General features: G+C 72.4%; 14 protein-coding genes. 3 read left to right on the forward strand and 11 right to left on the reverse strand.

The window, feature by feature from the left end; genetic code table 11:
* The first annotated feature begins 6 nt into the window (after window positions 1-6).
* Window positions 7-1,167 (forward strand): oxygenase MpaB family protein, encoded by a 1,161-nt coding sequence (locus tag J8N05_RS42665; RefSeq protein WP_210892839.1) that lies wholly within the window; start codon window positions 7-9, stop codon window positions 1,165-1,167.
* Here J8N05_RS42665 and J8N05_RS42670 read toward each other — a convergent pair.
* From J8N05_RS42670 to J8N05_RS42715, 10 genes are read right to left on the reverse strand one after another with little or no spacing between them, the layout of a single operon-like run.
* Window positions 1,164-2,012 (reverse strand): SDR family NAD(P)-dependent oxidoreductase, encoded by an 849-nt coding sequence (locus tag J8N05_RS42670; RefSeq protein WP_210892841.1) that lies wholly within the window; start codon window positions 2,010-2,012, stop codon window positions 1,164-1,166. The two genes, J8N05_RS42665 and J8N05_RS42670, sit on opposite strands and share 4 nt — an antisense overlap.
* Window positions 2,013-2,016: 4 nt before the next feature.
* Complete coding sequence (locus J8N05_RS42675; protein ID WP_210892843.1) at window positions 2,017-2,424, reverse strand: aconitase X swivel domain-containing protein; 408 nt, start codon at window positions 2,422-2,424, stop codon at window positions 2,017-2,019.
* The gene (locus tag J8N05_RS42680) at window positions 2,417-3,697 is read right to left on the reverse strand and encodes an aconitase X (protein ID WP_210892845.1); all 1,281 of its coding nucleotides are present in this window, start codon (window positions 3,695-3,697) and stop codon (window positions 2,417-2,419) included. The genes J8N05_RS42675 and J8N05_RS42680 overlap by 8 nt, the downstream gene beginning before the upstream one ends.
* 7 nt (window positions 3,698-3,704) lie before the next feature.
* Complete coding sequence (locus J8N05_RS42685; protein WP_210892847.1) at window positions 3,705-5,048, reverse strand: FAD-dependent oxidoreductase; 1,344 nt, start codon at window positions 5,046-5,048, stop codon at window positions 3,705-3,707.
* Window positions 5,045-5,827 carry an alpha/beta fold hydrolase gene (locus tag J8N05_RS42690; protein WP_210892849.1) on the reverse strand — a complete coding sequence of 261 codons (783 nt, stop codon included), beginning with the start codon at window positions 5,825-5,827 and terminating at the stop codon, window positions 5,045-5,047. The genes J8N05_RS42685 and J8N05_RS42690 overlap by 4 nt, the downstream gene beginning before the upstream one ends.
* Window positions 5,824-6,624: an ABC transporter ATP-binding protein gene (locus tag J8N05_RS42695; protein WP_210892851.1), complete on the reverse strand. Its 801-nt coding sequence runs from the start codon at window positions 6,622-6,624 to the stop codon at window positions 5,824-5,826. Before J8N05_RS42695 ends, J8N05_RS42690 begins: the two co-directional genes overlap by 4 nt.
* Window positions 6,624-7,400, reverse strand: coding sequence for an ABC transporter permease (locus tag J8N05_RS42700; protein WP_210892853.1), 777 nt, complete (start codon window positions 7,398-7,400; stop codon window positions 6,624-6,626). The genes J8N05_RS42695 and J8N05_RS42700 overlap by 1 nt, the downstream gene beginning before the upstream one ends.
* Complete coding sequence (locus tag J8N05_RS42705) at window positions 7,397-8,233, reverse strand: ABC transporter permease (RefSeq protein ID WP_210892855.1); 837 nt, start codon at window positions 8,231-8,233, stop codon at window positions 7,397-7,399. Before J8N05_RS42705 ends, J8N05_RS42700 begins: the two co-directional genes overlap by 4 nt.
* Window positions 8,230-10,020: a dihydroxy-acid dehydratase gene (locus J8N05_RS42710; RefSeq protein ID WP_210892857.1), complete on the reverse strand. Its 1,791-nt coding sequence runs from the start codon at window positions 10,018-10,020 to the stop codon at window positions 8,230-8,232. The genes J8N05_RS42705 and J8N05_RS42710 overlap by 4 nt, the downstream gene beginning before the upstream one ends.
* A gap of 1 nt (window position 10,021) precedes the next feature.
* Window positions 10,022-11,005, reverse strand: a complete 984-nt coding sequence (locus tag J8N05_RS42715) for an ABC transporter substrate-binding protein (protein WP_210892859.1) — start codon at window positions 11,003-11,005, stop codon at window positions 10,022-10,024.
* Window positions 11,006-11,218: 213 nt separating this feature from the next.
* Between J8N05_RS42715 and J8N05_RS42720 the strand changes: the two genes are divergently transcribed.
* On the forward strand, window positions 11,219-12,007 hold the full coding sequence (locus J8N05_RS42720; protein ID WP_210892861.1) for an IclR family transcriptional regulator domain-containing protein: 789 nt from the start codon (window positions 11,219-11,221) through the stop codon (window positions 12,005-12,007).
* A gap of 81 nt (window positions 12,008-12,088) precedes the next feature.
* On the opposite strand, the gene J8N05_RS42725 is transcribed toward J8N05_RS42720, so the two are convergent.
* Window positions 12,089-15,100 carry an AfsR/SARP family transcriptional regulator gene (locus J8N05_RS42725; protein ID WP_282108201.1) on the reverse strand — a complete coding sequence of 1,004 codons (3,012 nt, stop codon included), beginning with the start codon at window positions 15,098-15,100 and terminating at the stop codon, window positions 12,089-12,091.
* Window positions 15,101-15,272: 172 nt separating this feature from the next.
* Here J8N05_RS42725 and J8N05_RS42730 point away from each other — a divergent pair, with 172 nt between their 5' ends.
* On the forward strand, window positions 15,273-22,727 hold the full coding sequence (locus tag J8N05_RS42730; RefSeq protein WP_210892865.1) for a SpvB/TcaC N-terminal domain-containing protein: 7,455 nt from the start codon (window positions 15,273-15,275) through the stop codon (window positions 22,725-22,727).
* Window positions 22,728-22,752: the final 25 nt, after the last annotated feature.

Raw genomic sequence — 22,752 nt, forward strand, 5'->3', positions numbered from 1 at the left:
CCTGCCATGAACCACACCGAGGCGTCGATGGACGCCCTGCGGCGGTCCGGCGACGAACTCGCCGACGCCACCGTCGCCACCCTCTTCGAGCGCGGGGAGGTGGGAAAGTTCAACACCCTCATGCGGTACGTCTCCACCGTCGGCGCGCCGCTGCCGGACGGGCTCCCCGAGGTGGCCCGGGAGTACCTCCGGGAGACGAGCGCTCCGCCTGCCTGGGTCGACTGGGGGGAGATGGAGAAGGCCCGGTTGTTCTTCATCGACAACAACGTGCACATCTCCACGGCCCTCTCCTTCGCCTCCATGCCCGCCTGTTACGTCGTCCCGCACGTGGCGCAGCTGCTGTCGGCGGCCCACGGGCTGAAGTACCCGTCCAAACGGATGGCGGAGACCGGTCAGTTCACCGTCTACCTCATGCAGCCCGATGCCTTCGAGTCCGGCAGCCGTTTCGTTCCCGCCGCCCAGAAGGTCCGTCTGCTGCACGCCTCCATCCGCCACCATCTGAAACGCGAGGACCGCTGGGACACCGAAGCGCTGGGGACGCCGATCTGTCAGGAGGACATGATCGGCGGGCAGATGTTCTTCTCCATGCTGGTGCTGGACTCCCTGCACCGCCTCGGCATCCACATGTCCACGGAGGGGGCCGAGGCGTACTACTACGCCTGGCGGGTCGTCGGAGCGATGCTCGGTGTCGACCAGGACGCCGTCCCCAAGTCCCTTGAGGAGGCCCGACAGTTCCTCGATCTGTACATGGTCCGGCACATGGGTCCTTCCGAGGAGGGCGCTCACCTGACCCGGCAGCTCATCGACCTCTACGAGGAGGTCGTGCCCGGCACCTTCTTCGACCCGATCGTCTCCGCGCTCATCCGTCATCTCGTCGGCGACACCTGCGGCGACTGGCTCCAGGTGCCCCGCACCCCGTGGGACACGGTCGTCAAGGCCGTGCCCCACCTTCTCGGTGTGCTGGAGAGCATCGAGGACCGCTCCCCGCTCGGCGCCTGGGCGCTGGACCGCCTCGGCCACCTCACCACGGTCCTCGAACTGTCCTCCCTCACGCGCGGACGCGTCATGCACTACGCCATCCCCGAACAGTTGAAAAGGGACTACGGAGTCTCCGACTCGGTGCGTCGCGCCCAGCGGTGGACCCCGCCCGCCGCCACGGTCTCCTAGCGACCTGCCGCCGTGCTGCCCGCGTCAGGGGCAGGGGCCGGCAGCACGGTGCTCGGGATCTGGGTCAGGGCCGACGCTCCGCCGTCCACGACGTGGACGCCTCCGGTCATCCAGGACGAGTCGTCGGAGGCCAGGAGGAGGGCCGCCCCTGTGATGTCGTCGGGCCTGCCCCAGCGCCGCATCGGGATCGAGTCCTCCCACGCGGCGACGGCGGCTTCGGGCCGGGGGCCGGGGCCGCCGATGTTGGTGACGACCGGCCCCGGGGCGAGGGCGTTCACGCGGACGCCGAAGCGGGCGAGTTCCAGGGAGGCCTGGCGGACCAGGCCGACCACGGCGGCCTTGGACGCGACGTACGGGTAGCTGACGCGTGGTTCCGCGCGCAGGCCCGCCGTGGACGCGGTGACGACGATGCTCCCGGACCGCTGTTCCTTCATGACCCGGGCGCAGTGCTGCAGGCAGTGGAACAGGCCGTCCAGGTTGACGTCCATGACCCGCCGCCACGCCGCGAAGGGCAGTTCGTCGATCGCGCCGCCAGGCTGGAGCAGGGAGGGCACGCCGTTGATGCCCGCGTTCAGGAAGGCGACGTCGAGGCGGCCCGACGCGGCGGTCACGTCGTCCACGAGGGTGCGGACCGCGTCCGGGTCCGTCACGTCGCACACGTGTGACGTGACGGACCCGCTGCCGGCGGCGGTCACTTTGCCGGCCGCCTCGTGGACCGAGTCCGACACGTCCGCGAGGTGCACCGTGGCGCCCTCGGCCGCGCAGGCGCGGGCGATCGCGTGGCCGATTCCGCTCGCCGCGCCGGTGACCAGCACCACTCGTCGGTCGATGCGCAGGGTGTCCATCAGGTCAGCCTTTCCTTCGTACCAGTAGCGTGCCCGCTGTTCCGTCGACCTCGACGAGGTCCCCGGTGCGGATCGTCCCCGTGGTGTCCAGGCCCGTCACCGCCGGGACGCGCAGGACGACGAGGCCCAGGGCGAGCTTGCTGTTCATCCGCGTGAACACGATGGCGCACGGGGCGGTGCCCTGCAGCTTGGCGAGGTGGAACTGCCCGGACCAGCCGGAGGACCCCTTGGCCCCGGGCAGCACCAGTACGGTGCCGGCGACGCTGTGCCCGTGCTGGGGGTGGCGGCTCTCCACGATGGTGCCGGTGCGCGGGTCGATGCCGCCCCAGCCCGACACCGGGGCCGTGCACACCAGCGCCGGACCGCTCGCCCGTCCGGCGACGACCCCGGTGCCGTACAGCGGCTCAGGCATCGGGCCACCGTCCTTCCAGGGCGGCGGTGACACAGGTGCGTACGCCGCCGAACCAGCCCTGTACGCCGGTGATGGCCGGCAGGTAGTGCGCCTGCTTCGCGGAGTCGGTGGCGAACACCCGCGTACCCGGCGGCAGGAACTGTCCGATCGCCGGGCAGGTGTCGGACAGGACGCGCCCGCCGGCCTTCTCGATGGCGGCGACGTGGCCGTGGCGCTCGGCGACCTCTCGCAGGGCGCGCGGAGTGAACACCCACAGGGCCGTGGAGTCCGCGAGGCGCCGGCCCTCCAGCAGCCCGGCGACCTCGCGGACCTGTTCCAGCGAGGCGTGCGGGCAGCCGATCATCACGAAGTCCACCTCGCGGTCGGTGGCCGTCCGGCACAGCGAGGCCACGGTCTCCCTGCGGGCGTCCGCGTCGAAGACCGAGACCTCGGCGGGTTCCCGTCCGGCCAGGGCCTGTTCCACCGTCCGGGCCTCCGGGGTGACACCGGGCAGGTGGTACATCTCGACGTCACCGGAGGAGGCGGCCGCCGCGCCGAACTGTTTCAGCTGTACAGGCGTCGGCGCGCTCCCCGCGAGTCCGGGGCCGGTGAGGACCGGGACGGCGTCCTGGACCCGCTCCCCCACCCAGTAGCCGAGGACGTTCCAGTCCTCGGTGGTCACCACCGGGTGCCGGACCTCGACCAGGTGGGTGGCCCGGCGGTGTGCGTCCAGGTGGTAGCCGCAGTAGGGGGTGCGCCCGGTGAGCATGGACGCGGCGGAGGACTCGCGGCCCTCGGTGTTGGTGCGGGCCCCGAGCACGGAGTTGATGTAGACGACCGCGGACGACTCCATCCACGCGCAGTGCTCGCCGAACCGGGGCACATTGCCGACCTGGTAGGGGGTGCAGGTCGAGAGCAGGTCGACGCCCTTGTCGGCGAGGTAGCGCTCGCTGTCGTCCATCGCGGCGGCGTCGCTGGGCGCGATGCCCTGCAGATCCCACTGGTCGCGGTCGCGGGGCCCGATGAGCTGGCAGCTGTGGGCGCGGAACGGCGGGACGTCGACCGTCTCATCGAGGTCCAGGGAGAACCGCGAGAACAGGGCGGCCGGGTCGGTGGTGCCCAGGACCCGTGCGTGCCGTGGTCCGAAGAGGTTGGCGCCGCACACGTTGTCGGTGTCGATGAGGCGTTCGGCGCCCATCAACTCGCCGTAGCGGACGAGCAGTTCGAGGGCGGAGCGGACCGCGGGGCCCTCCTCGCCGGCCAGCATGCGTTCGTCGGCGGGGCTCAGCAGCATGATGTCCTCACAGTGAGAGGCACGCGCCCTCTCCTTCCAGTTCGGTGCGCAGCCGCGTGACGTCGACCTCGGCGGCCGTGACCTGGTCCTTGAGTGCCAGGTGGGCGGCCGTGCCCGCGGCCTGGCCCATGGCGAAGCACGGTCCGGCGACGCGGGCGGCGGACTGGCCGCCGTGGGTCATCGACGCGCAGCGTCCGGCGACGAGCAGGTTGCCGGGGCCCTCGGCGGGGACGAGCATGCGGTACGGCAGCTGGTTGTAGCCCACCGGGTCGTCGCCGTAGGGCCAGCGGATGTCGAGGTCCCCGTCGACATGGGCCTCCACCGGCCAGCCGTTGAGGCCGATGGAGTCGTCGAAGCGGGCGCAGGAGCGGACGTCGTCCTCGGTGAGCACGTACCGGCCGCGCAGGCGGCGGGTCTCGCGGATGCCGATCTCGGGGCCGATGTCGACGATGTACGCGCGCTCGAAGCCCGGCAGGTTCTCGCGGATGAAGCCGAACACCTCCTGGGCCTGCGCCCGGCCCTGCACCTCGCCGTGGGTGAGCTGCCAGACGTCGGTGCCGTCGACCGCGCTGCCGTCGGGGTTGCGCAACTGGGTGGCGTTGGCCCGCCACTCCACGGCGTCGCGCTGGGGCCGTACGATCGCGCCGCGCCGCGGGAAGCGGGGGCGGCCTGCGGCCACGGCCTCGTCCATCAGGCGGGGCAGGATCTTCCAGGCGGGTCCGGCGCGCTCGTCGTCCACGGCGTTGATGCGGAACATGGTGGACGGGTAGAGCATGTCGCCGTACGGGTCGGCCTTCTCGTGGCTCGTGCCGGTCCAGGCCAGCAGGTCGCCGTCGCCGGAGCAGTCGATGAACATCTGACCGCGCAGGATGCCGCGGCCCGACTTCGATTCGACGACGACCGCCTCGACGCCCGAGGGGCCGGTGAGCGCGCCCACCGCGAAGGCGTGGTAGAGGAGTTGGGCTCCGGCGGACAGCACGTGGTCGTCGGCGGCGCTGCGGTAGGCCGGTATGTCGTAGGCCTGTGCCTGGATGCGGTCGGCGAAGGACAGGTGGGGGGCGCGCAGCCCGCCGAGCCGGTCGATGCGTTCCAGGAGTTCGGTGGCGTGTCCCCTGACGGTGAGGACGTGTTCGCCGTGGACGTTGGAGTACATGCCGCAGAAGGTGGACAGGCCGCCGCCGGTGCCGGCGCCGCCGAGGTAGCCGCTCTTCTCCACCAGCAGGGTGCTGCGTCCGGCCCGGGCGGCGGCGGTCGCCGCGGCGAGTCCCGAGGGGCCGCCGCCGAGGACGACGACCTCCCATTCGCCGAACACCGGTGTGTCACGGGCGGGTTCGGTGACGTGGCTGTTCACGGGGTGGCCTTTCGGTCGGCCGCGGAGGTGGCGGCGGTCCAGTGTTCGGTCAGCAGGGTGTGGAGCCGGTCGGGGATCTCCTGGCTCAGCAGGTGTCCCGCGTCGGGGAGCGCGATCCGCCGGGCGCCGGGCACGCCGGTCGCGATCGTCGTCGCGTGGTGGGCCGGGACGACGGCGTCGGCGAGCCCGTGCACCGCGAGCACGGGGCAGCGGACGCCGGCCAGCCGGTCGCGCAGGTCGGTGCCCGCGATGGCCTCGCAGCAGGCCGCGTACCCCTCGGGGTCGAGCAGGCCGACGCCGTCGACGGTGTCCTGGACCAGGGCGGTCGGCGTCTGGGCCACGGCGGGGGCGTACCAGCGGTCGAGCAGGCCGGTGGTGGCGGCCGTCATGCCCTGTTCCCGGATCGCCGTGGCGCGTCGCCGCCAGAAGGCCGGGTCGTCCGCGAAGGCGGGCGCGTTGACGGTGACGAGGCTGCGCACCCGGCCGGGGTGGTCCGCGGCCAGGGCGAGCCCGACGGTGCCGCCGAGGCTGATCCCCACGACGTCGGCGGACTCGATGCCGAGGTCGTCGAGCAGGGTGACGGCGTCGTGGACCAGGTCGGCGAGGTCGTACGGTCCCGGGGGCGCCGGGAACTCGCCGTGTCCGCGGTGGTCGTACGCGATCACCCGGTGCGTGGTGCGCAGGCGGGTGCGCTGCGGTGCCCACATCGCGGCCGTGGTGCCGAGGGAGGCGCAGAGCAGGACCGGGTCGCCGGAGCCCTCGTCCGTGTACGCGGTCATGCGGCCGCTTCCGCTCGTCGGCGGCCGGCCTTGGCCTCCTGGATTCCGCGGTGCACGCGGGTGCGCAGTTCGGCGAACTCGGGCGTCGAGCGGCTGGTGACCTGGTCGCGTTCGGCGGGCAGTGCGACGGGCACGTCGTCGAGGACGTGGGTGGGCGAGGCGGACAGGACCAGGACGCGTTCGCCGAGGTAGACGGCCTCGTCGACGTCGTGGGTGACGAACAGCGTGGTGATGCCGAGGGAGCGCCACAGGGACCGGACGAGATCTTCGAGGTCGGCGCGGGTCTGCGCGTCGACGGCGGCGAACGGCTCGTCCATCAGCAGCACCTGCGGCTCGTAGGCGACGGCCCGGGCGATGGCCACGCGCTGCTGCATACCGCCGGAGAGCTGCCAGGGGTACGCGTCGCCGGAGTCGGCGAGTCCGACGGCGGCGAGGGAGTCGGCGACGAGGCGGTCGCGTTCGGCGCGGGGCAGACCCTTCTGCCGCAGCGGGAGGTCGATGTTCTGCCGCACGGTCTTCCAGGGGAAGAGGCTGCGGCCGTACTCCTGGAACACCACGGCCATGCCGGGCGGGGGTCCGGTCACGGGAGCGCCGTCGAGCAGGATCTCTCCCCTGGTGGGGGCGAGCAGTCCGGCCAGGCACTTCAGGAGGGTGGTCTTGCCCGCGCCGGAGGGGCCGACGATGCAGGCGAACTCGCCCCGGGCGACGGAGAAGGTGATGTCGCCGATCGCCTCCACGCGGTGGCCGGAGGACTCGTACACCTTGTTGAGGCCCTTGACGTTGAGCATGTCTGTCATCAGCCGTTCTTCCTCTGCGACTCGCGCAGGCCCAGGTACCAGCCCAGGACCCGCTTCTCGACGACGGTGAACAGCGCGGACAGCGCGAACCCGATGAGGCCGAGCAGGATGATGCCGCTCCACATCTGGGGGATCGCGAAGGTGCGCTGGAACTGCACGATGCTGAAGCCGAGTCCGTTGGTGGCGGCGAACATCTCGCCGATGACCATGAGGATCAGCCCGATGGACAGGGACTGGCGCAGTCCCGCCATGATCTGCGGGCTCGCCGCGGGCAGCACCATGTGGCGCAGCCGCGCGCCGCGGGTGATGCCGTAGGTGCGGCAGGTGTCGACCATGACCTCGTCGGCGGCGCGGACGCCCTCGACGGTGTTCAGCAGGACCGGCCAGACGCAGCCGGAGACGATGACCAGGACCTTCGAGCCGTCCCCGATGCCGGCGACGATCGCGATGACCGGGACCAGCACGGTCGGCGGGAGGGCGCGCAGGAACTCCAGGACCGGTTCGGCGCCGCGGCGCAGGGTGTCGGTCAGGCCGAGGGCGACGCCCAGGGCCACCCCGATGACGGCGGAGAGGGCGAAGCCGGTGAGCAGCCGGAGCATGCTGGGGACGACGTCCTCGGCGAAGCGGGACGACAGCCACAGTTCGCCGAAGCGGTCGAGGATGTCGGGCAGCGGCGGATAGTAGTAGCTGGTGCTGTCGACGCTGGTGATCCACCACAGTGCGACGAGGACGGCAGGCAGTCCGAGGGCGTACAGGGTGCGGCGCAGGACGTTCATCGGGAGCCCGCCGATCGCCGGACGGAGGGGTGCCAGCCGAGCGCGGCGCGCTCCGCGTACCGGAAGCCGACGTTGACCAGGACGCCCAGGACGCCGGTGAGCAGGACGAGTGCGAACATCTCGGTCGTCGCGCCGCTGCTCTGCGCGACGGAGATGAGCTGGCCGATACCGGGGGTGCCGATGACCAGTTCGCCGGTGATGGCGAGGACCAGGGCGACGGAGGCGGCGAGCCGGATGCCGGTGAACACGAACGGCAGGGCGGTGGGCCAGATGACGTGCCGGATACGGGCCCACAGGCCGAAGCGGTAGGAGCGGGCGGTGTCGTGGGCGACGGGGTCGATGTCCTGGACGCCGTAGAGGACCTGCACCAGCACCTGCCAGAAGCCGGCGTAGACGATGAGGACCACCCCGGACTCGTAGCCGGTGCCGAAGACGAGGATGACCGCAGGGATGAGGGCCACCGAGGGGATCGGGCGCAGGAACTCCACCGTGGAGGCGGTGATCGCCCGCAGCACCGGTACGAGCCCGATGGCCACGCCGGCGATCACGCCCGCGGCGACGGCGGCGACCAGTCCGACGGCCCAGGTGCGGACCGTGTTGCCGAGTGCCTCCCACAGCGCGCCGTCGCCCGCCTCCCGGCCGAGCTGGGCCAGGACGGAGCTGAGCGGGGGCAGCGCGCCGTCCGCGATCAGGCCGGTGCGTGGGACGAGTTCGGCGATCAGGGCGGCGACCGCGATGCCGACGAGCGGGGCGATCCGGGGTCGGGGCCTGCGGACGCGCGGGGGCGGGGCGGCCGGGGCCTTGGTGGGCCGGGTGGCGTCGAGCACTTTCATCGGACTGCTCCCAGGGGTTTCCCGCACGCGCTCGCGCAGTCCGGGCGGGCCAGAACGGAGCCGCAGGCGGGGCTGGTGACGGTGCGGTCGTACACGGACAGCCAGCCGGGCGTGCGGACGGTGTCCGCGGGGGCGGTCTCGCGGCCGGCCAGGGTGTCCGGATCGACCTCCAGGTCGACCGTGCGGGCGGTGAGGTCGATGCTGATGACGTCGCCGTCGTGGATCCGGCCGAGCGGGCCGCCGATCGCGGCCTCCGGGGAGACCTCGCCGACGACGATGCCCTTGTTGACCAGTCCGGAGAGCTGGCCGTCGGTGACCACGGCGACCTTCTCGCCGAGCCCGGCGCCGTCGAGGGCGAACACGAACGCCGAGGCCATCGCCATGCCGGGGCCGCCGTGCAGCCCCATGCCACGCAGCACGACCACGTCTCCGGCCTGCACCTCCCCCGCCGCGAGCCCCGCGATGGCGGTCTCGCGGGAGGGGTAGCAGCGGGCGGGGCCGCGGAAGGAGGTGGGCCGTTCCTCGTCGGCGGGCAGCTTGACGATCGCGCCCTCGGCCGCCAGGGACCCGCGCAGGACGACGATCGACGGGGTACGGGAGAACGGGTCGTCCAGGGGCCGGATGAACTCCGGGTCGGACGGCGGTGTCTCGGCGAGGAGTTCACCGAGGGGGCGGCCGGTGGCCCCGACCGTGGTGAGGTCCAGCAGCGGGGCCAGCGCGGCGAGGACGCCCCGGGTGCCGCCGGCGTCGTCGAGCTGCTCGATGAGGTGGGGGCCGTTGGGCCGTACCGCGGTGATGACGGGGACCCGGTCGGCCAGTTCCTCGTACGTCCGCCACACGTCGACGTCCAGTCCCGCCTCGACGGCGACGGCCTGGAGGTGTTTGACGGAGTTGATCGAGCCGCCGACCGCGAGCATCACGGTGACCGCGTTGCGGATCGCGGCCGGGGTGAGCACCGAGCGTGCCGTGCGCCCCGCGTGGACCATGTCGACGATGTGCCGGCCGGCCGAGCGCACCGCGTCCCACATGACCGGACCCTCGGCGCGGGTCGGGGTGGTGCCGGGCAGAGCCATGCCGAGCACCTCGGAGGCCATGTGCATGGTGTTGGCGGTGCCCATCCCCGCGCACACGCCGGGACCGCGGATGGCGTCCTCGGACATGGCGAGCAGGTCCTCGGCGGAGGTACGGCCGAGGGCGGTGTGCCCGGCGTGCAGGAAGACGTCCTCGATGTCGGCGCCGCCGTCCTCGTGCAGGGCGCTGCGCTGGTAGCCGCACGCGACGAGCAGGGTGGGCACGTCGAGCCGGCCGCCCGCCATCATGTGGGCGGGCGCCGTCTTGTCGCAGGAGCTGAGGCACACCATGCCGTCGAGCAGGGCACCCTCCACCACGACCTCGATGTCGTTGACGATGAGGTCGCGGGTGGGCAGTACGTACCGGCCGCCCGCCCCGGCACTGGTGATGAAGTCGGAGGGCGCCGCGGTACGGATCTCGAAGGGCAGGCCGCCCGCGTCGCGTATCGCCTCCTTGAGCACCGGGACGATGTCGTCGAGGTGCGCGAAGCAGGCGGCCAGGTCGGAGGAGGAGTTGACGATGGCGATCTTGGGCCGGGCCATCTCCTCGTCGGTGATGCCGAGCGAGCGCCACTGGGCCCGCCGGACGGCCCAGCGGGAACTGCCGGCGGGCAGGTCGCTGCGGAGGGGGCCGGTGCCGGTGCCGGGTAGAGGGCCGGCGCCAGGGAGAGGCTCGGCGCCGGATGGAGGGTTGGTGCCGGGGAGGGGGTTGGTCATGTCAGCCGGCCGTTCCCGACCACACCAGGTCGTCGTAGGAGATGTCCTTGTCGATCAGGCCGTGTGCGCGGGCGGTCTTGACGAACGTCTCCACGGAGGACTGCTCGATCGCGGGCGCGAAGGTCGGCAGGGTCACCTTCTGGGCCACCCCGGCGTCGATCTTCATGAACGAGGACAGCTGTGCCCGGGTCTCCCGGGGGTGCGCCTCCGCGTAGGCCAGTGACTCGTCGATGGCGGCCTTCAGCGCGGTGAACAGCTTGGGGTTCTTCTTCAGCTGTGCCTCGGAGGTGAAGTACACCGATGTCGTCAGGCTGCTCTTCGCCATGTCGAGGTAGGGCGAGGCGATGACCCTGGTGTCCTTGTCCGCGGCGATGGTGTCGAACGGCTCGGCGGTGACCATGGCGTCGATGTCGCCCTTGCCGAGCGCGGTGACCGCGTCGGGGAAGGGCAGCTCGACGAACTGGACCTTGTCCGGGTCCGCCCTGTCCGCGTCCACGGCGACCTCGCCGAGCATCTGGAGCAGGTTGTTGAGCGTGTTGACGCTGACCTTCTTGCCTTCGAGATCGGCGGCCGACCTGATCGGGCTGTCCTTCGGGACGCGGATCATCGTCACGTCCTTGCCCTCGGTGCCCGTGGAATTGGATCCGGAGGCGATCACCTTGAGGGGCAGTCCCTGGCCGCGGGCCGAGAGCACCGAGACGATGTTGCTGAACGCGAACTGGTACTGGCCGCTGACCACCGGCGGCACCAGGGCCGCGCCGCCCTGGGCGGTCTTGATGTCGAGCTTGATGCCGCGCTCGGAGAAGAAGCCCTGCTTCTCCCCCAGGTAGAGCGCGGCCACGTCGATGACCGGGATGAAACCGGCCTGCACAGTGACCGGCGTCTTCGAGGAGGGGTCCTGCCCTCCCGACGACTCGCCGCCGCCACAGGCGGTGAGCGACAGAGCCAGTCCGGCCGCGGCCGCCAGCGCCGTTCTTCTGCGCATGATCGGGAACTCCATCGTTCCTCCACGAGACAAGGGTCCGGAGGACCGGACCAGAGGGTGCGTGGAAGGGACCATACATTTCTGAACACATGTGCGCTAGACGCACGCACAACCGTTCGCTGTGCGTACACTGCTGGTCGTGTCCGTCGGCAGAACCCGTCCGCCGGATGTGGGAAGGTGGTCGCCGCCACCGCCGGGACTGGGAGACACCACATGGAACTGCTCGAAGACGGGCCTGGGGACGCGGACTTCGTCCAGTCGCTGGCGCGCGGACTCGAAGTGATCAGGGCCTTCGACGCGGAGCATCCGTTCCGCTCGCTCAGCGACGTCGCCAAGGCGACCGGTCTCTCCCGCGCCTCGGCGCGGCGCTCCCTGCTGACCCTGCACAAACTCGGCTACGTGCGCAGCGAGGGCACGCTCTTCGGGCTCACGCCCAAGACCCTGGAGCTGGGGCACGCGTATCTGCGGGCCCTGTCCACGCCCCAGATCGCCGAACCGCACCTGACCAGCCTGATGCGTGACGTGCGCGAGACGACGGCGCTGTCCGTGCTCGACGGCGATCACGTGGTGCACGTGGCGCGCGTCCCGGCCGGCGGGGTGATCAGCGTGTCCATCAACGTGGGGTCCCGGTTCCCCGCGTACGCCACGGCCATGGGGCGGGTGCTGCTCGTCGGGCTGGCCGAGGACGCCTTCCAGGCCTATCTGGACCGGATCGACCTCCAGCCGCTGACCGACCGCACGGTCCGCAGCGCCGACGAGTTGCGGGCGGTCATAGAGACGGCCCGGGCCGACGGGTTCTGCCTCGCCGACCAGGAACTCAACCAGGGGCTGCGGGCGGTGGCGGTCCCCGTGCACGACCGGTCGGGTGCCGTCATCGCGGCGGCCAACATCGCCGCGAGCGCGGGCATGCGCAGCCTGGACGAACTCCGCGCCATGGTGCCGCGGTTGAGGGAGTGCGCCACCGCCATCGAAGCGGACCTGCACCGGGTCGCCGGTCCCTGACCGCCCGCGGAGCGGAGTCCGCGGGACGCGATCCGCGAGGGGCCGTGTCGTCGTCGCCGCACGGGCCGCGGCCTCGCACCGCTACGGGGTGGAGGTCTCCGGCACGACCCTCACGGGCACGGTCCGGACCGCCGGCTGCGACGGCTGCTCCGGCGGCCCGAAGGCCGGTTCGGGCCGTCCGTCGAGCCGGGTGCGGAGTTCGGTGCGCAGCGGATCCGTGTCCGGGAGGGCCAGTTCGTCGGTGAGCATCAGGGCCCGCGTCCAGGCGGTGCGTGCGGCGTCGGGGCGGGCCGTGACGCGGTGGATGTCGCCGAGACACAGCAGTCCGGCGGCCTCGCTCTGCCGGTCGCCGGTCCGGTGGAAGAGGTCGACGGCCTGCCGGTAGCAGTCGACGGCCTCGGCATGTCTGCCCAGGTGGTGCTGGATGTAGCCGAGGCTGTCCCAGGTGTGGGCCTGCCCGTTGAGGTCTCCGGTCTCCTGGGCCAGGTCGAGGGCCTGCCGGCAGTGGACGAGGGCCTCGTGGTGCTCGCCGAGCTGGGCGTTGAGCCAGCCGATGTGGTTGAGGGCGGCGGACTGTCCGGCCCGGTCGGCGGCGGCCCGGTAGTGCCTGAGGCTGTGGCCCGCGTGGTCGAGCGCCCGCTGGGGGCTGCCCTGCGCGGCGGACATCCGTGCGAGGTGCTGGTGGGTGCGCGCCTGTCCCGCGTCGCTGCCGAGTTCGGCGAACAGGCCGAGGGCGAGCAGGTAGTGGCGGCGGGCGTCCTCGACACGGTCCAGCCGGTCCAGGGCGAGCCCGAGTCCCCGGTGGGCACCGGCCAGGCCCGCGTGGTCCCCCTGCCGGTGTGCCGCTTCCAGGGCGCTCGTCTGCAGGGCGGCGAGCACCCGCCAGTACCCGTGCCGGTCGAGGAAGGTGGTGAGGGCCGCCGCGAGCTGCCAGCCGTGCCGGTCGAAGCCGCTCGCGCAGGCCTGCTCCACCGCGGCCACGAGCACGGTGTGCTCCGCGGCGAACCAGGCCTGCGCCTGCTCGTGGTCCGTCAGTGCCTCGGGGGCGGCGCCGGGCACGGCGGCTGGCAGCGGGACCGGGTTGGGCTGCGGGGTCAGCAGTACGTCTGCGGTGTGGGCGGTGTGCAGACAGTGGTCGAGCAGCCGGTGCAGCGCGGTGTGCCGTTCCCGGCCGCTGTCGATCGTGTCGACCAGTTCGGCGGCGTACACGCGCAGCAGGTCGTGGAAGGTGTAGCGGCCCGGAGCGTGCTCGGTGAGGAGGTGTCCGCCGACGAGTTCGGCCAGCAGGGCGGCGGCGCGGCTCGCCGGTATGCCGGCGAGCGCGGCGATGGCCGGGAGTGCCGCGTCGGGTCCGGGATGCAGGCCCAGCAGCCGGAAGAGCCTGGCCGCCCCGGGGCTCAGCGCCTCGTAGGACCAGGAGAACACGGCGCGCACCTGGCTGGGCGCCTCCCCGCCGTCCAGCGCGTCGAGGCGGTTGTCGGTCCGGCGCAGTTCCTCGGCGAGTGCGGCGAGCGGGAACCGGGGGCGTGCCGCGGCGCGGGCTCCCACGATCGCGAGGGCCAGGGGCAGTCCCGCGCACCGGCCGACGATCTCCCCGACGGCGGCGCGTTCCGCGTTCACCCGGCTGACGCCCAGCCGGCCGGTCAGCAGTTCCCGGGCCTGGCCGGGCGTGAGCAGGTCGACGGTGAGCAGATGGGCGCCCTCGGCCACGGCGAGGCCGGTCAGCAGTCGCCTGCTGGTCACGAGCGCCAGACAGCCGGGCGCTCCGGGCAGCAGAGGACGGACCTGCTCGGCGTCGCGGGCGTTGTCCAGCACCACCAGCACCCGCCGTCCGGCCAGCAGACTTCGGTACAGACCGGTCTGTGCCTCCAGGCCGACCGGGACACGTGCCGGCGGCACCCCGAACGCGTCCAGGAATCCCCGGACCGCCTCCGCCGGGCTCATGACCGATCCGTCGGAGCCGAATCCGCGGAGATTCACATACAACTGCCCGTCGGGAAAGGCTGCTTGTGCCCGGCGTGCCCAGTGCACGGCCAGCGCGGTCTTGCCCACGCCCGCGGTGCCCGACAGCGCCGAGATCACCACGGCCGACGGCTCGACGGCAGCCGACGCGAAGACCATGTCGAGTTCCGCCAGCTCGTCTGCGCGGCCGGTGAAACTCCGTACGCCCATGGGCAGTTGGGCGGGGACCGCGCCCGGCCACCGCACTGTCACCGGCGAAGGCTCCGGCGACGGCTCAGGTGAGGGATCCGGCGCGGACTCCGGCGAGGGCCGTGCCGGGAGGTGGGCGTACGGGTCGGGCTCGGAGGTCTGCCGGTGTGCCGTCCGCCGGGCGGGCGCGGGCGGGTTTCCCCGCAGGATCGTCCGGTGTGCCTCGCGCAGTCCGGGACCGGGGTCGGCGCCCAGTTCCTCGGCCAACCGGCGTCGGACGGTGGCGAAGCGGTCCAGCGCCTCCGCGCCGCGCCCGGCCGCGTGCAGGGCCCGTATCAGGGTCTCGGCCAGGGGCTCCACCAGCGGGAACTCGTCGAGCAGATCGGTGAGCGGACCGATCACGGTGAGGGGGTCGCCGACACGTGACTCGACGGCGGCCCACCCGACGGTGATGTCCACGTACTGGCGCCGCCACGCCTCCCGTACCCGCTCCGCCCACTGTCCGCCCACATCGGCCAGTGGTTCTCCGCGCCACAGGCGCAGCGCCTCGCGCAGCAGGGCCGCGCGGTCGTCGTCCGTCCGTCCCGTCTCCCGGGCCCGGTCGGCCAGCCTGCGGAAGCGGAGCACGTCCACCTGGTCCGGGGGCGCCTGGAGAAGGTAGCCGCCCGAGCGGCGTACCAGGCATAACTGGACGTCCCCGGCGTCGTTCGCGGTCTGCTCGCACAGGCGGCGGAGCCGGGCGATGTGCGCGTGCAGTGCCCGCCGGGCCCCGTCCGGAGGGCTCACCCCCCAGACCCGCTGGATCAGCACGCCGGCCGTCACGGGCCGGCCGGCGTCCACCGCCAGCGCGGCCAGGACGGCCCTGCGCTGCGGCGGTCCGATCTCCACGGCCCGCTCCCCCGCCACCAGTTCCACCGGACCCAGCAGTCGCAGTTGAATCACGCGTCCGCACCCCCGCACAGATCTGCCCCACACACCCCACGCATGGCTCGCGCTGGGCGACAACCTACCGACAACGTTTCCACCCACACACGCAGCCCACGCTGACGAATCAGGTCGGTGTCCCGTCGATGAGCGGCGGCGGTCGCCGAGGCTCGATCCAGGGGGAGGCACCATGACTTCTGCGGACACCGCGGACTCGACGGCGGCGGGTTCGGCGATCTCCTTGCCCCAAGGGGGCGGCGCCGTAGGCGGGTTGGGGGAGAAGTTCGCACCGGACCTGTTCACGGGGACGGGCAACATGTCCGTACCGCTGTCGATACCCGCGGGGCGTCAGGGGGCCACGCCGTCGCTCGCCCTCGGTTACAGCACCGGCAACGGGAACGGGCCGTTCGGGCTCGGCTGGCAGCTGGGTCTGCCCGGTATCTCGCGGAAGACGTCGCACGGTGTTCCGAGATACGTCGACGCCGCCGGGCCGGGGGACGGTCCGGCCGATGTGTTCCTGCTGTCGGGTGCCGAGGATCTGGTGCCGGTCCTCGGCACGTATCCCGGCCGGGTGCGCTACCGGCCCCGGACGGAGGGGCTGTTCGCCCGGATCGAGCACGTCAAGGACGCGACGGGTGACTACTGGGAGGTCCGGAGCAAGGACGGCTCGCTCAGCAGATACGGAACACGGCGTCCCGCGGACGCCACGGACACCTGGCGGGATCCTGCGGTGACGGCCGATCCGCGCGACGCGGGCCGCGTGTTCGGCTGGCAGCTCACCGAGACCGTCGACCCGCTCGGCAACCTGATCCGATACGTCCACCTCGCGGACGCGGGCACCGAGCAGGGCAGATCGTGGTCCCGGCCGCTCCTGGCGGGCATCTCCTACGCCGACTACGGCGACCGGGCCGACCCCCGGTTCCTGGTCTCCGTCGACTTCGTGTACGCGTCGCGCCCCGACCCGTTCTCCGACCACCGGGCGGGCTTCGAGGTACGGACGTCCGTGCGCTGCGACACGATCCGGGTGACGACACATGCCGCGGACGGGGTGGCACGGGTGGCCCGCGAGTACCGACTCGCCTACCGGCAGGCGGAGTTCAACGGGGTGTCGCTGCTCGCGAGCGTGACCGAGGTGGGGATCGACGCGTCGGGAGTACCGGCATCGGCACCCGCACCGGACCCGACCTCGGACCCAGCCTCGGCATCCGCACCGGACCCGGACCCGACCGCGGCCTCCGCAGTGGTGCCTGAGGAACTGATGCCTCCGCTGATCTTCGGATACTCGGGCTTCGACCCGGGCGGGCGCAGGTTCTCCCCGGTGACGGGCCCGGGCTTCCCGGCCGCCGCGCTGAACAGTCCCACGCTCGCCCTGGTGGACCTGCACGGCGCGGGCCTGCCCGACGTCGTGGAACTCGGGGCGGCGGCACGGGTGTGGCGCAACGCGGGCGGCGGGCGGTTCGACGGGCCCCGCTCGATGACCGAGGCGCCGCCGCTCGCGCTCGGACAGCCGGGGGTGCGGTTCCTGGACGCCGACGGTGACGGCCGGCCCGATCTGTTCGCGCCCGCGACAGGCGCACCGGGCCCGGACGGCGGCCCTGCCGCGGGCTACTTCCCGACGGCCTTCGCGGGCGGCTGGAGCCGCCGCGGCTTCACCCGCTACCGGCGGTCCCCCGGTGTGAGCACCGCCGACCCCCGGGTGAGTCTGGTCGACCTCGACGGCGACGGGCTGACGGACATGGTGCGGTCGGGCACCCGCCTCCAGGCGTGGTTCAACGACCGTGATCCCCGCGAGGCCTGGCGGCGCTCCGCGGTCGCCACCGGCGGCCCGCCCGTCGACCTCGCCGATCCCCGGGTGCGACTGGCCGACATGACCGGCGACGGCCTTCAGGACCTCGTGCTGCTGCGCAACGGGAACGTGGCGTACTGGCCGAACCTCGGGCACAACAGATGGGGTTCGCGGATCCAGATGCGGGACGCGCCCCGCCTGCCCGACGGTTACGACCCGCGCCGGGTGCTCCTCGGCGACGTCGACGGGGACGGGGCCGCCGACCTGCTGTACGTCGACAGCGGGCGGGTCCTGCTGTGGGGCAACCGGTCGGGCAACGGCTGGACCGGGACCCCGGTCGTCGTCCGCGGCACCCCACGGGTGTCCGGCACCGACGTGCTCGAACTGTCCGACCTGTTCGGCACCGGGATGGCCGGGCTGCTGCTGAGCCGGTCGGCGGGGCTCTCCGGTGGGCCCCAAGCGCGGTTCCTGGACTTCACCGGCGGGGTGAAGCCTCATCTGCTCACCTCGATGGACAACAGCCTCGGTGCGGTCACGCGGGTGACGTACGCGCCGTCGGCCCAGGAGTACCTGCGCGACTTCGCCGACCCGGCCACCCGTTGGCGCACCCCGCTGCCGTTCCCGGTGCACGTGGTGACGAGGACCGAGGTCGCCGACCGGATCTCGGGCGGCACGCTGGCCACCGAGTACCGCTACCGCCACGGCTACTGGGACGGCGTCGAGCGGGAGTTCCGCGGGTTCGCGATGGTCGAGCATCTGGACACGGAGACGTTCGACGGGGCGACGGCGGCCGGCGTGCCGGAGGGCCACCACGCGCCGCCCGTGCTCACCAGGAGCTGGTTCCACTGCGGGCCGGTCGCCGCCGACGAGGCCGGCGACTGGACCGAGCTCGATCTGAGCCACGAGTACTGGCAGGGCGACACGCCCATGCTCTCCAGACCGCCGGAACAGCTCGCGTTCCTGGCGGGACTGCCACGGGCGGCCCGCCGCTCCGCGCTGCGCGCCCTGCGCGGGCAGGTGCTGCGCACCGAGGTGTTCGCACTGGACGGCGGCCCGCTGTCCGACCGGCCCTACACCGTGACGGAGACCCTGTCGGGCGTACGGGAGGAGTCGGGCGTAGCGGGGTCCGTGGCCGGGGCAGGCGTCGGGGGGTCGGGCGTAGCAGGGTCGGTGGCCAGGTCGGGCGTCGGGCAGTCGGGCGTACGGGACGACGAGACGGACGACTCCTCGGACCGGCAGCGGATCTTCTTCCCGTTCTCGCTCGGCACGCGCACCACCCGGTGGGAGCGCGGCCCCGAGCCGATGACGCAGTTCGCCTACCCCACCGGGTACGACGCGTACGGGTTCGCGACCGGGGAGATCTCCATAGCCGTGCCGCGCCACCGCGACCCGCTGACGGTCGCCGCGTCGACGCCGGTGCCCGAGCCCTACCTGGCCACGTGCGCCACCACGGAGTACGCCCGCCGGGACGACACCGACCACTACCTCGTCGACCGGGTCGCGAGGACGACGCGCCACGAGGTCGTCAACGACGGCCGTCTGCCGGTGCCCGCCCTGCGGGACGCGGTCCTGGCCGGCCCGGCGCGAGGGACCGGGATCTCGCTGCGCGTGATCGGCCATACCCGTACGCACTTCGACGGTGAGGCGTTCGTCGGGCTGGCCCTCGGCGTGCTGGGCGAGTACGGCCTGCCGACGCGCACCGAGTCCCTCGCGTTCACCGACGCCTTCCTCGACGACCTGTACCAGGCCGGCGACCCCCTCGCGGCGGGGCCGAGACCGGCCTTTCTGAGCCCCGGACCGGTGACCACATGGCCGTCGGAGTATCCGGCCGAGTTCCGTGGCGCACTGCCGGACCTGGCCGGGTACCGGCGATACGACGACGGCGACGTGCCCGGATCGCCCGGCGGCTTCTACGTCGTGTCCGGCCGCCACCGCTACGACGTCCATGAGCCGGGCCGTGTGCCGCGCGGCATGCCCGTCGCCACCCTCGATCCGCTCGGCGCGCAGAGCACGATCGACCACGACGCGCACGACCTGCTGGCAATCCGCACGGTCGACGCCGCGGGCCTCGCGGTCTCGGCGGTCATCGACCACCGGGTGCTGCGACCGCGCGAGGTGACCGACGTCAACGGCAACTCCACCTCGGTGGAGTTCTCCCCGTCGGGGCTGGTCACCGCCCAGTACGTGCGGGGCAAGAACGGTGAGGGCGACCGCGACGCGCCGGGTGTGCGCACGGTCTACGACCTGCACGCGTTCACCGGGCGCGGCCGGCCCGCCTCCGTGCGCAGTTTCCGCCGGACGCACCATGACACCGAACCCGACGTCGCCGCCGACAGACGTGACGAGGTGATCGTGTCGGTGGTGTACTCCGACGGTTTCGGCCGTGTGCTGCAGACCCGGTCCCAGGCCGAGGACACACTCTTCGGCGACCCGGCCCACGGCGGCAGCACCGTCCCGCCCGACGACCTCGCGCCCGTGGGCGACGCGACGGGCCGGACCAGGGAGCCGGGGAGCCCGGACAACGTGGTCGTGTCCGGCTGGCAGGTGTACGACAACAAGGGCCGCGCGGTGCGCAAGTACGAGCCGTTCTTCTCCACGGGATACGACTACGCGCCGCCCTCCGACGCTCAGCTCGGTCAGCGGGCGAGCATCTTCTACGACCCGTGCGGACGGGTCGAGCGCACCGTGCACCCGGACGGCAGCGAGCAGCGGATCGTCTTCGGCGTCCCGGCCGACCTGGCGGATCCGGACCGCCACCTGCCGACGCCGTGGGAGACCTACACCTACGACGCGAACGACAACGCCGGGCGCACCCATCCGGCGCAGGCACAGTCCTACGAGGGGCACTGGAACACTCCGGCCGGTGTCGAGATCGACGCGCTCGGCCGCAAGGTCACCGCGGTCGCCCGCAACGGCCGGGGGGCGGCGGACCGGTTGACCACCCGCTCGGCGTACGACATCCGGGGCAACCTGGTGGCGGTCACCGACGCACTGGGCAGAGTGGCGTTCCGGTACTCCTTCGATCTGGCCGAGCGGCGCTGGCGGACGGACAGTCTCGATGCGGGCCGCCGCGACACCGTCCCCGACGCCCTGGGGAACGTGGTCGAGAGCCGCGACAGCAAGGGCGCCGTCACCCTGGGCGCGTTCGACCTGCTGCGGCGGCCGACCCGGGTCTGGGCCAGGGACGATGCCGTCGGTGCGGTCACCCTGCGGCAACGTGTCGACTACGGCGACGCCGGCACGCCCGCCCAGCGCCCCGCCGAACGGGACGGCGCCCGCGGTCGCAACCTGCTCGGCCGCGCGATCCTCCACCGGGACGAGGCCGGCCAGGTCGCCACCGGCTCCGTCGACTTCAAGGGCAACGTCGTGCAGAGCACCCGCACGGTGATCGCCGACGCGCCCCTGCTGGCCACCTACGAGCGGGCGGCGGCGACGGACTGGCAGGTGCAGCCGTTCCGGGTCGACTGGACACCCGGGGCCGGCCAGACCCAGGCTCAGCGCGACGCGCAACTGCTGGAGCCGACCTCCTACGTCACGTCCACCCAGTACGACGCCCTGAACCGGGTCAAGAGGTCCTTCCTGCCCGCCGACGTGGAGGGCGACCGACATGTGCTATACCACACCTACGACCGTGCGGGAGCGCTGGAGCAGGTACAGCTCGACGGCACCGTGCACGTCAGACGCATCGCCTACGACGCCAAGGGCCGGCGTTCGCTGATCGCCTACGGCAACGGCGTGATGACCCGTTACGCCTACGACCCGTACACGCTCCGCCTGGCGCGGTTGCGCAGCGAGCGCTGTGCCGTCGTCGACGCGACGACCTACCGGCCGACGGGGCCCGCGCTCCAGGACATCGGCTACGACTACGACCTGGCGGGCAACCTCACCACCCTGCGCGACCGCACTCCCGGCAGTGGTGTCCCCGGCAACCCCGAAGCACCGACCGGAGCCTCACCTCGGCTGCGCGCCCTGCTCGGCAGCGGCGACGCCCTGGACCGGCGTTTCACCTACGACCCCGTCTACCGGCTGCTGACCGCCACCGGCCGTGAACACCAGGCACCGCCGGCCGGGGACCCGTGGACCGATCTGCCGCGCGGCACCGATGCCACCAGGGCACAGGCCTGTGCCGAGACCTACCGCTACGACCCCGTCGGCGGCATCGTCCGGCTCGCCCACACCGGTACCGGCGGTTTCACCCGGGAGTTCACCGCCACGGCCGACAGCAACAAGCTGCGCCGGATGACCGTCGGGTCACTGCCGTACGACTACACCTACGACCTCAACGGCAACCTGACCGCCGAGACGACCAGTCGGCGCTTCGCCTGGAACCACGCCGACCGGCTCGCCGCCTTCGCCACGCAGACACCGGGTGCCGAGCCCTCGGTGCACGCCCACTATCTCTACGACGCCACCGGGCAGCGGGTGAAGAAACTGGTCCGTCGGCAGGGCGGCGCCATCGAGGTGACCCACTACCTGGACGACGCCTTCGAGCACCGTCGTTGGACCGGAACGCGGTCCGGCACGAACAACCACGTCCATGTCATGGACGAGCGCCAGCGGGTGGCCCTCGTCCGGATCGGCGCGCCCCATCCCGACGACCGCGGCCCGGCCGTCGCCCTGCACCTCGCCGACCATCTCGGCAGCAGCACCACCGTCGTGGACGGCACGGGCACACTCGTCAACCGCGAGGAGTACACGCCGTACGGCGAGACCGGTTTCGGCAGCTACGCCCGCAAGCGGTACCGCTTCACCGGCCGGGAGCGCGACGAGGAGAGCGGGCTCGGCCACCATCAGGCCCGCTTCTACGCACCGTGGCTGGCCCGATGGACGTCCTGCGATCCGCTCACCTCACCGATCGGCGCGTCGAGCTACGGGTACGTGTCGAACAACCCGATGGGGCTGGTCGACCCCGACGGCGCCGACGACAGGAAACCGCCCGGTCAAAGCGGGGCGCCGGCCACGTCGGCGAAAGCGGCGGACGGCCCCGCGGGTTCGATGCGGGAGGAGGACATCCCCTATCAGAAGGGGGTCGGCGGATTCTTCGCCTCGATCACTGTCGGAGGGCGGGGGCCGGCGGGCAACCGGCGCTACGACAGCCTCGGTCCGGATCAGACCTTCGCGCGCGAGCTGATGGACAAGCAGTGGGGTTGCACGCTCTGCCACGTCACCACTCAGGTGTGGAACACCTGGGGGGCGAGCGGCGTCGATCCGGGGAACGGTCTCCCTCTCGACTGGACGATCAACACCGGCGGTTTCGAACGCTTCGCCCGCATGAGCATGTACTCACGAGCCGTCGTGGAGTCCGCGCTGGGTGCCAAGACCATGGTGGACGGTTTCTCCGGGATGCGGTCGCCACGGCCGACCACCACCTCCACCGCGGCACCCACGACCGCGGCGCCCGCCGCCGCCCAGCCGCCCGTGGCGACCATCACCTACACGTCCGCCATGGCGAGCGCCCCGAGCGACGCCCAGTTCGGGCGGTTCAACATCGAATGGGCGCAGACCGACGGGCCGCTGATCCGTGGTCAGCGGCTTCCGGCCGACGGCGCGCTGCGCAGGACCGCCAGGAACCACATGGACAGGAGCGGCTTCGACAGGACCGGGCTGCAGGCCATGCACCCGCTCGACTCCGTGGCCAACAAGTACCTGACTCCGGGCGGACCGGTGGGAACCACCTACTACTTCGGCGACGCGAGGGTCAACGCCTCCTTCGGCTCGCAGCTGGGCAACGAGCTGAACCGGCTCGGTGTGCGGCCCGGCGACAGCTTCACCGTCAGGTTCGTCGGTTTCCCCAGCTACGCCACCGTCCCGCCGACAGCACCGCCGTCCAGCCCGCCCAATCTCAGGGGACATCGCTAGAGCGCTGACAGACCTCCGCCGATCG

Source organism: Streptomyces liliiviolaceus (assembly GCF_018070025.1).
Taxonomy (GTDB): domain Bacteria; phylum Actinomycetota; class Actinomycetes; order Streptomycetales; family Streptomycetaceae; genus Streptomyces; species Streptomyces liliiviolaceus.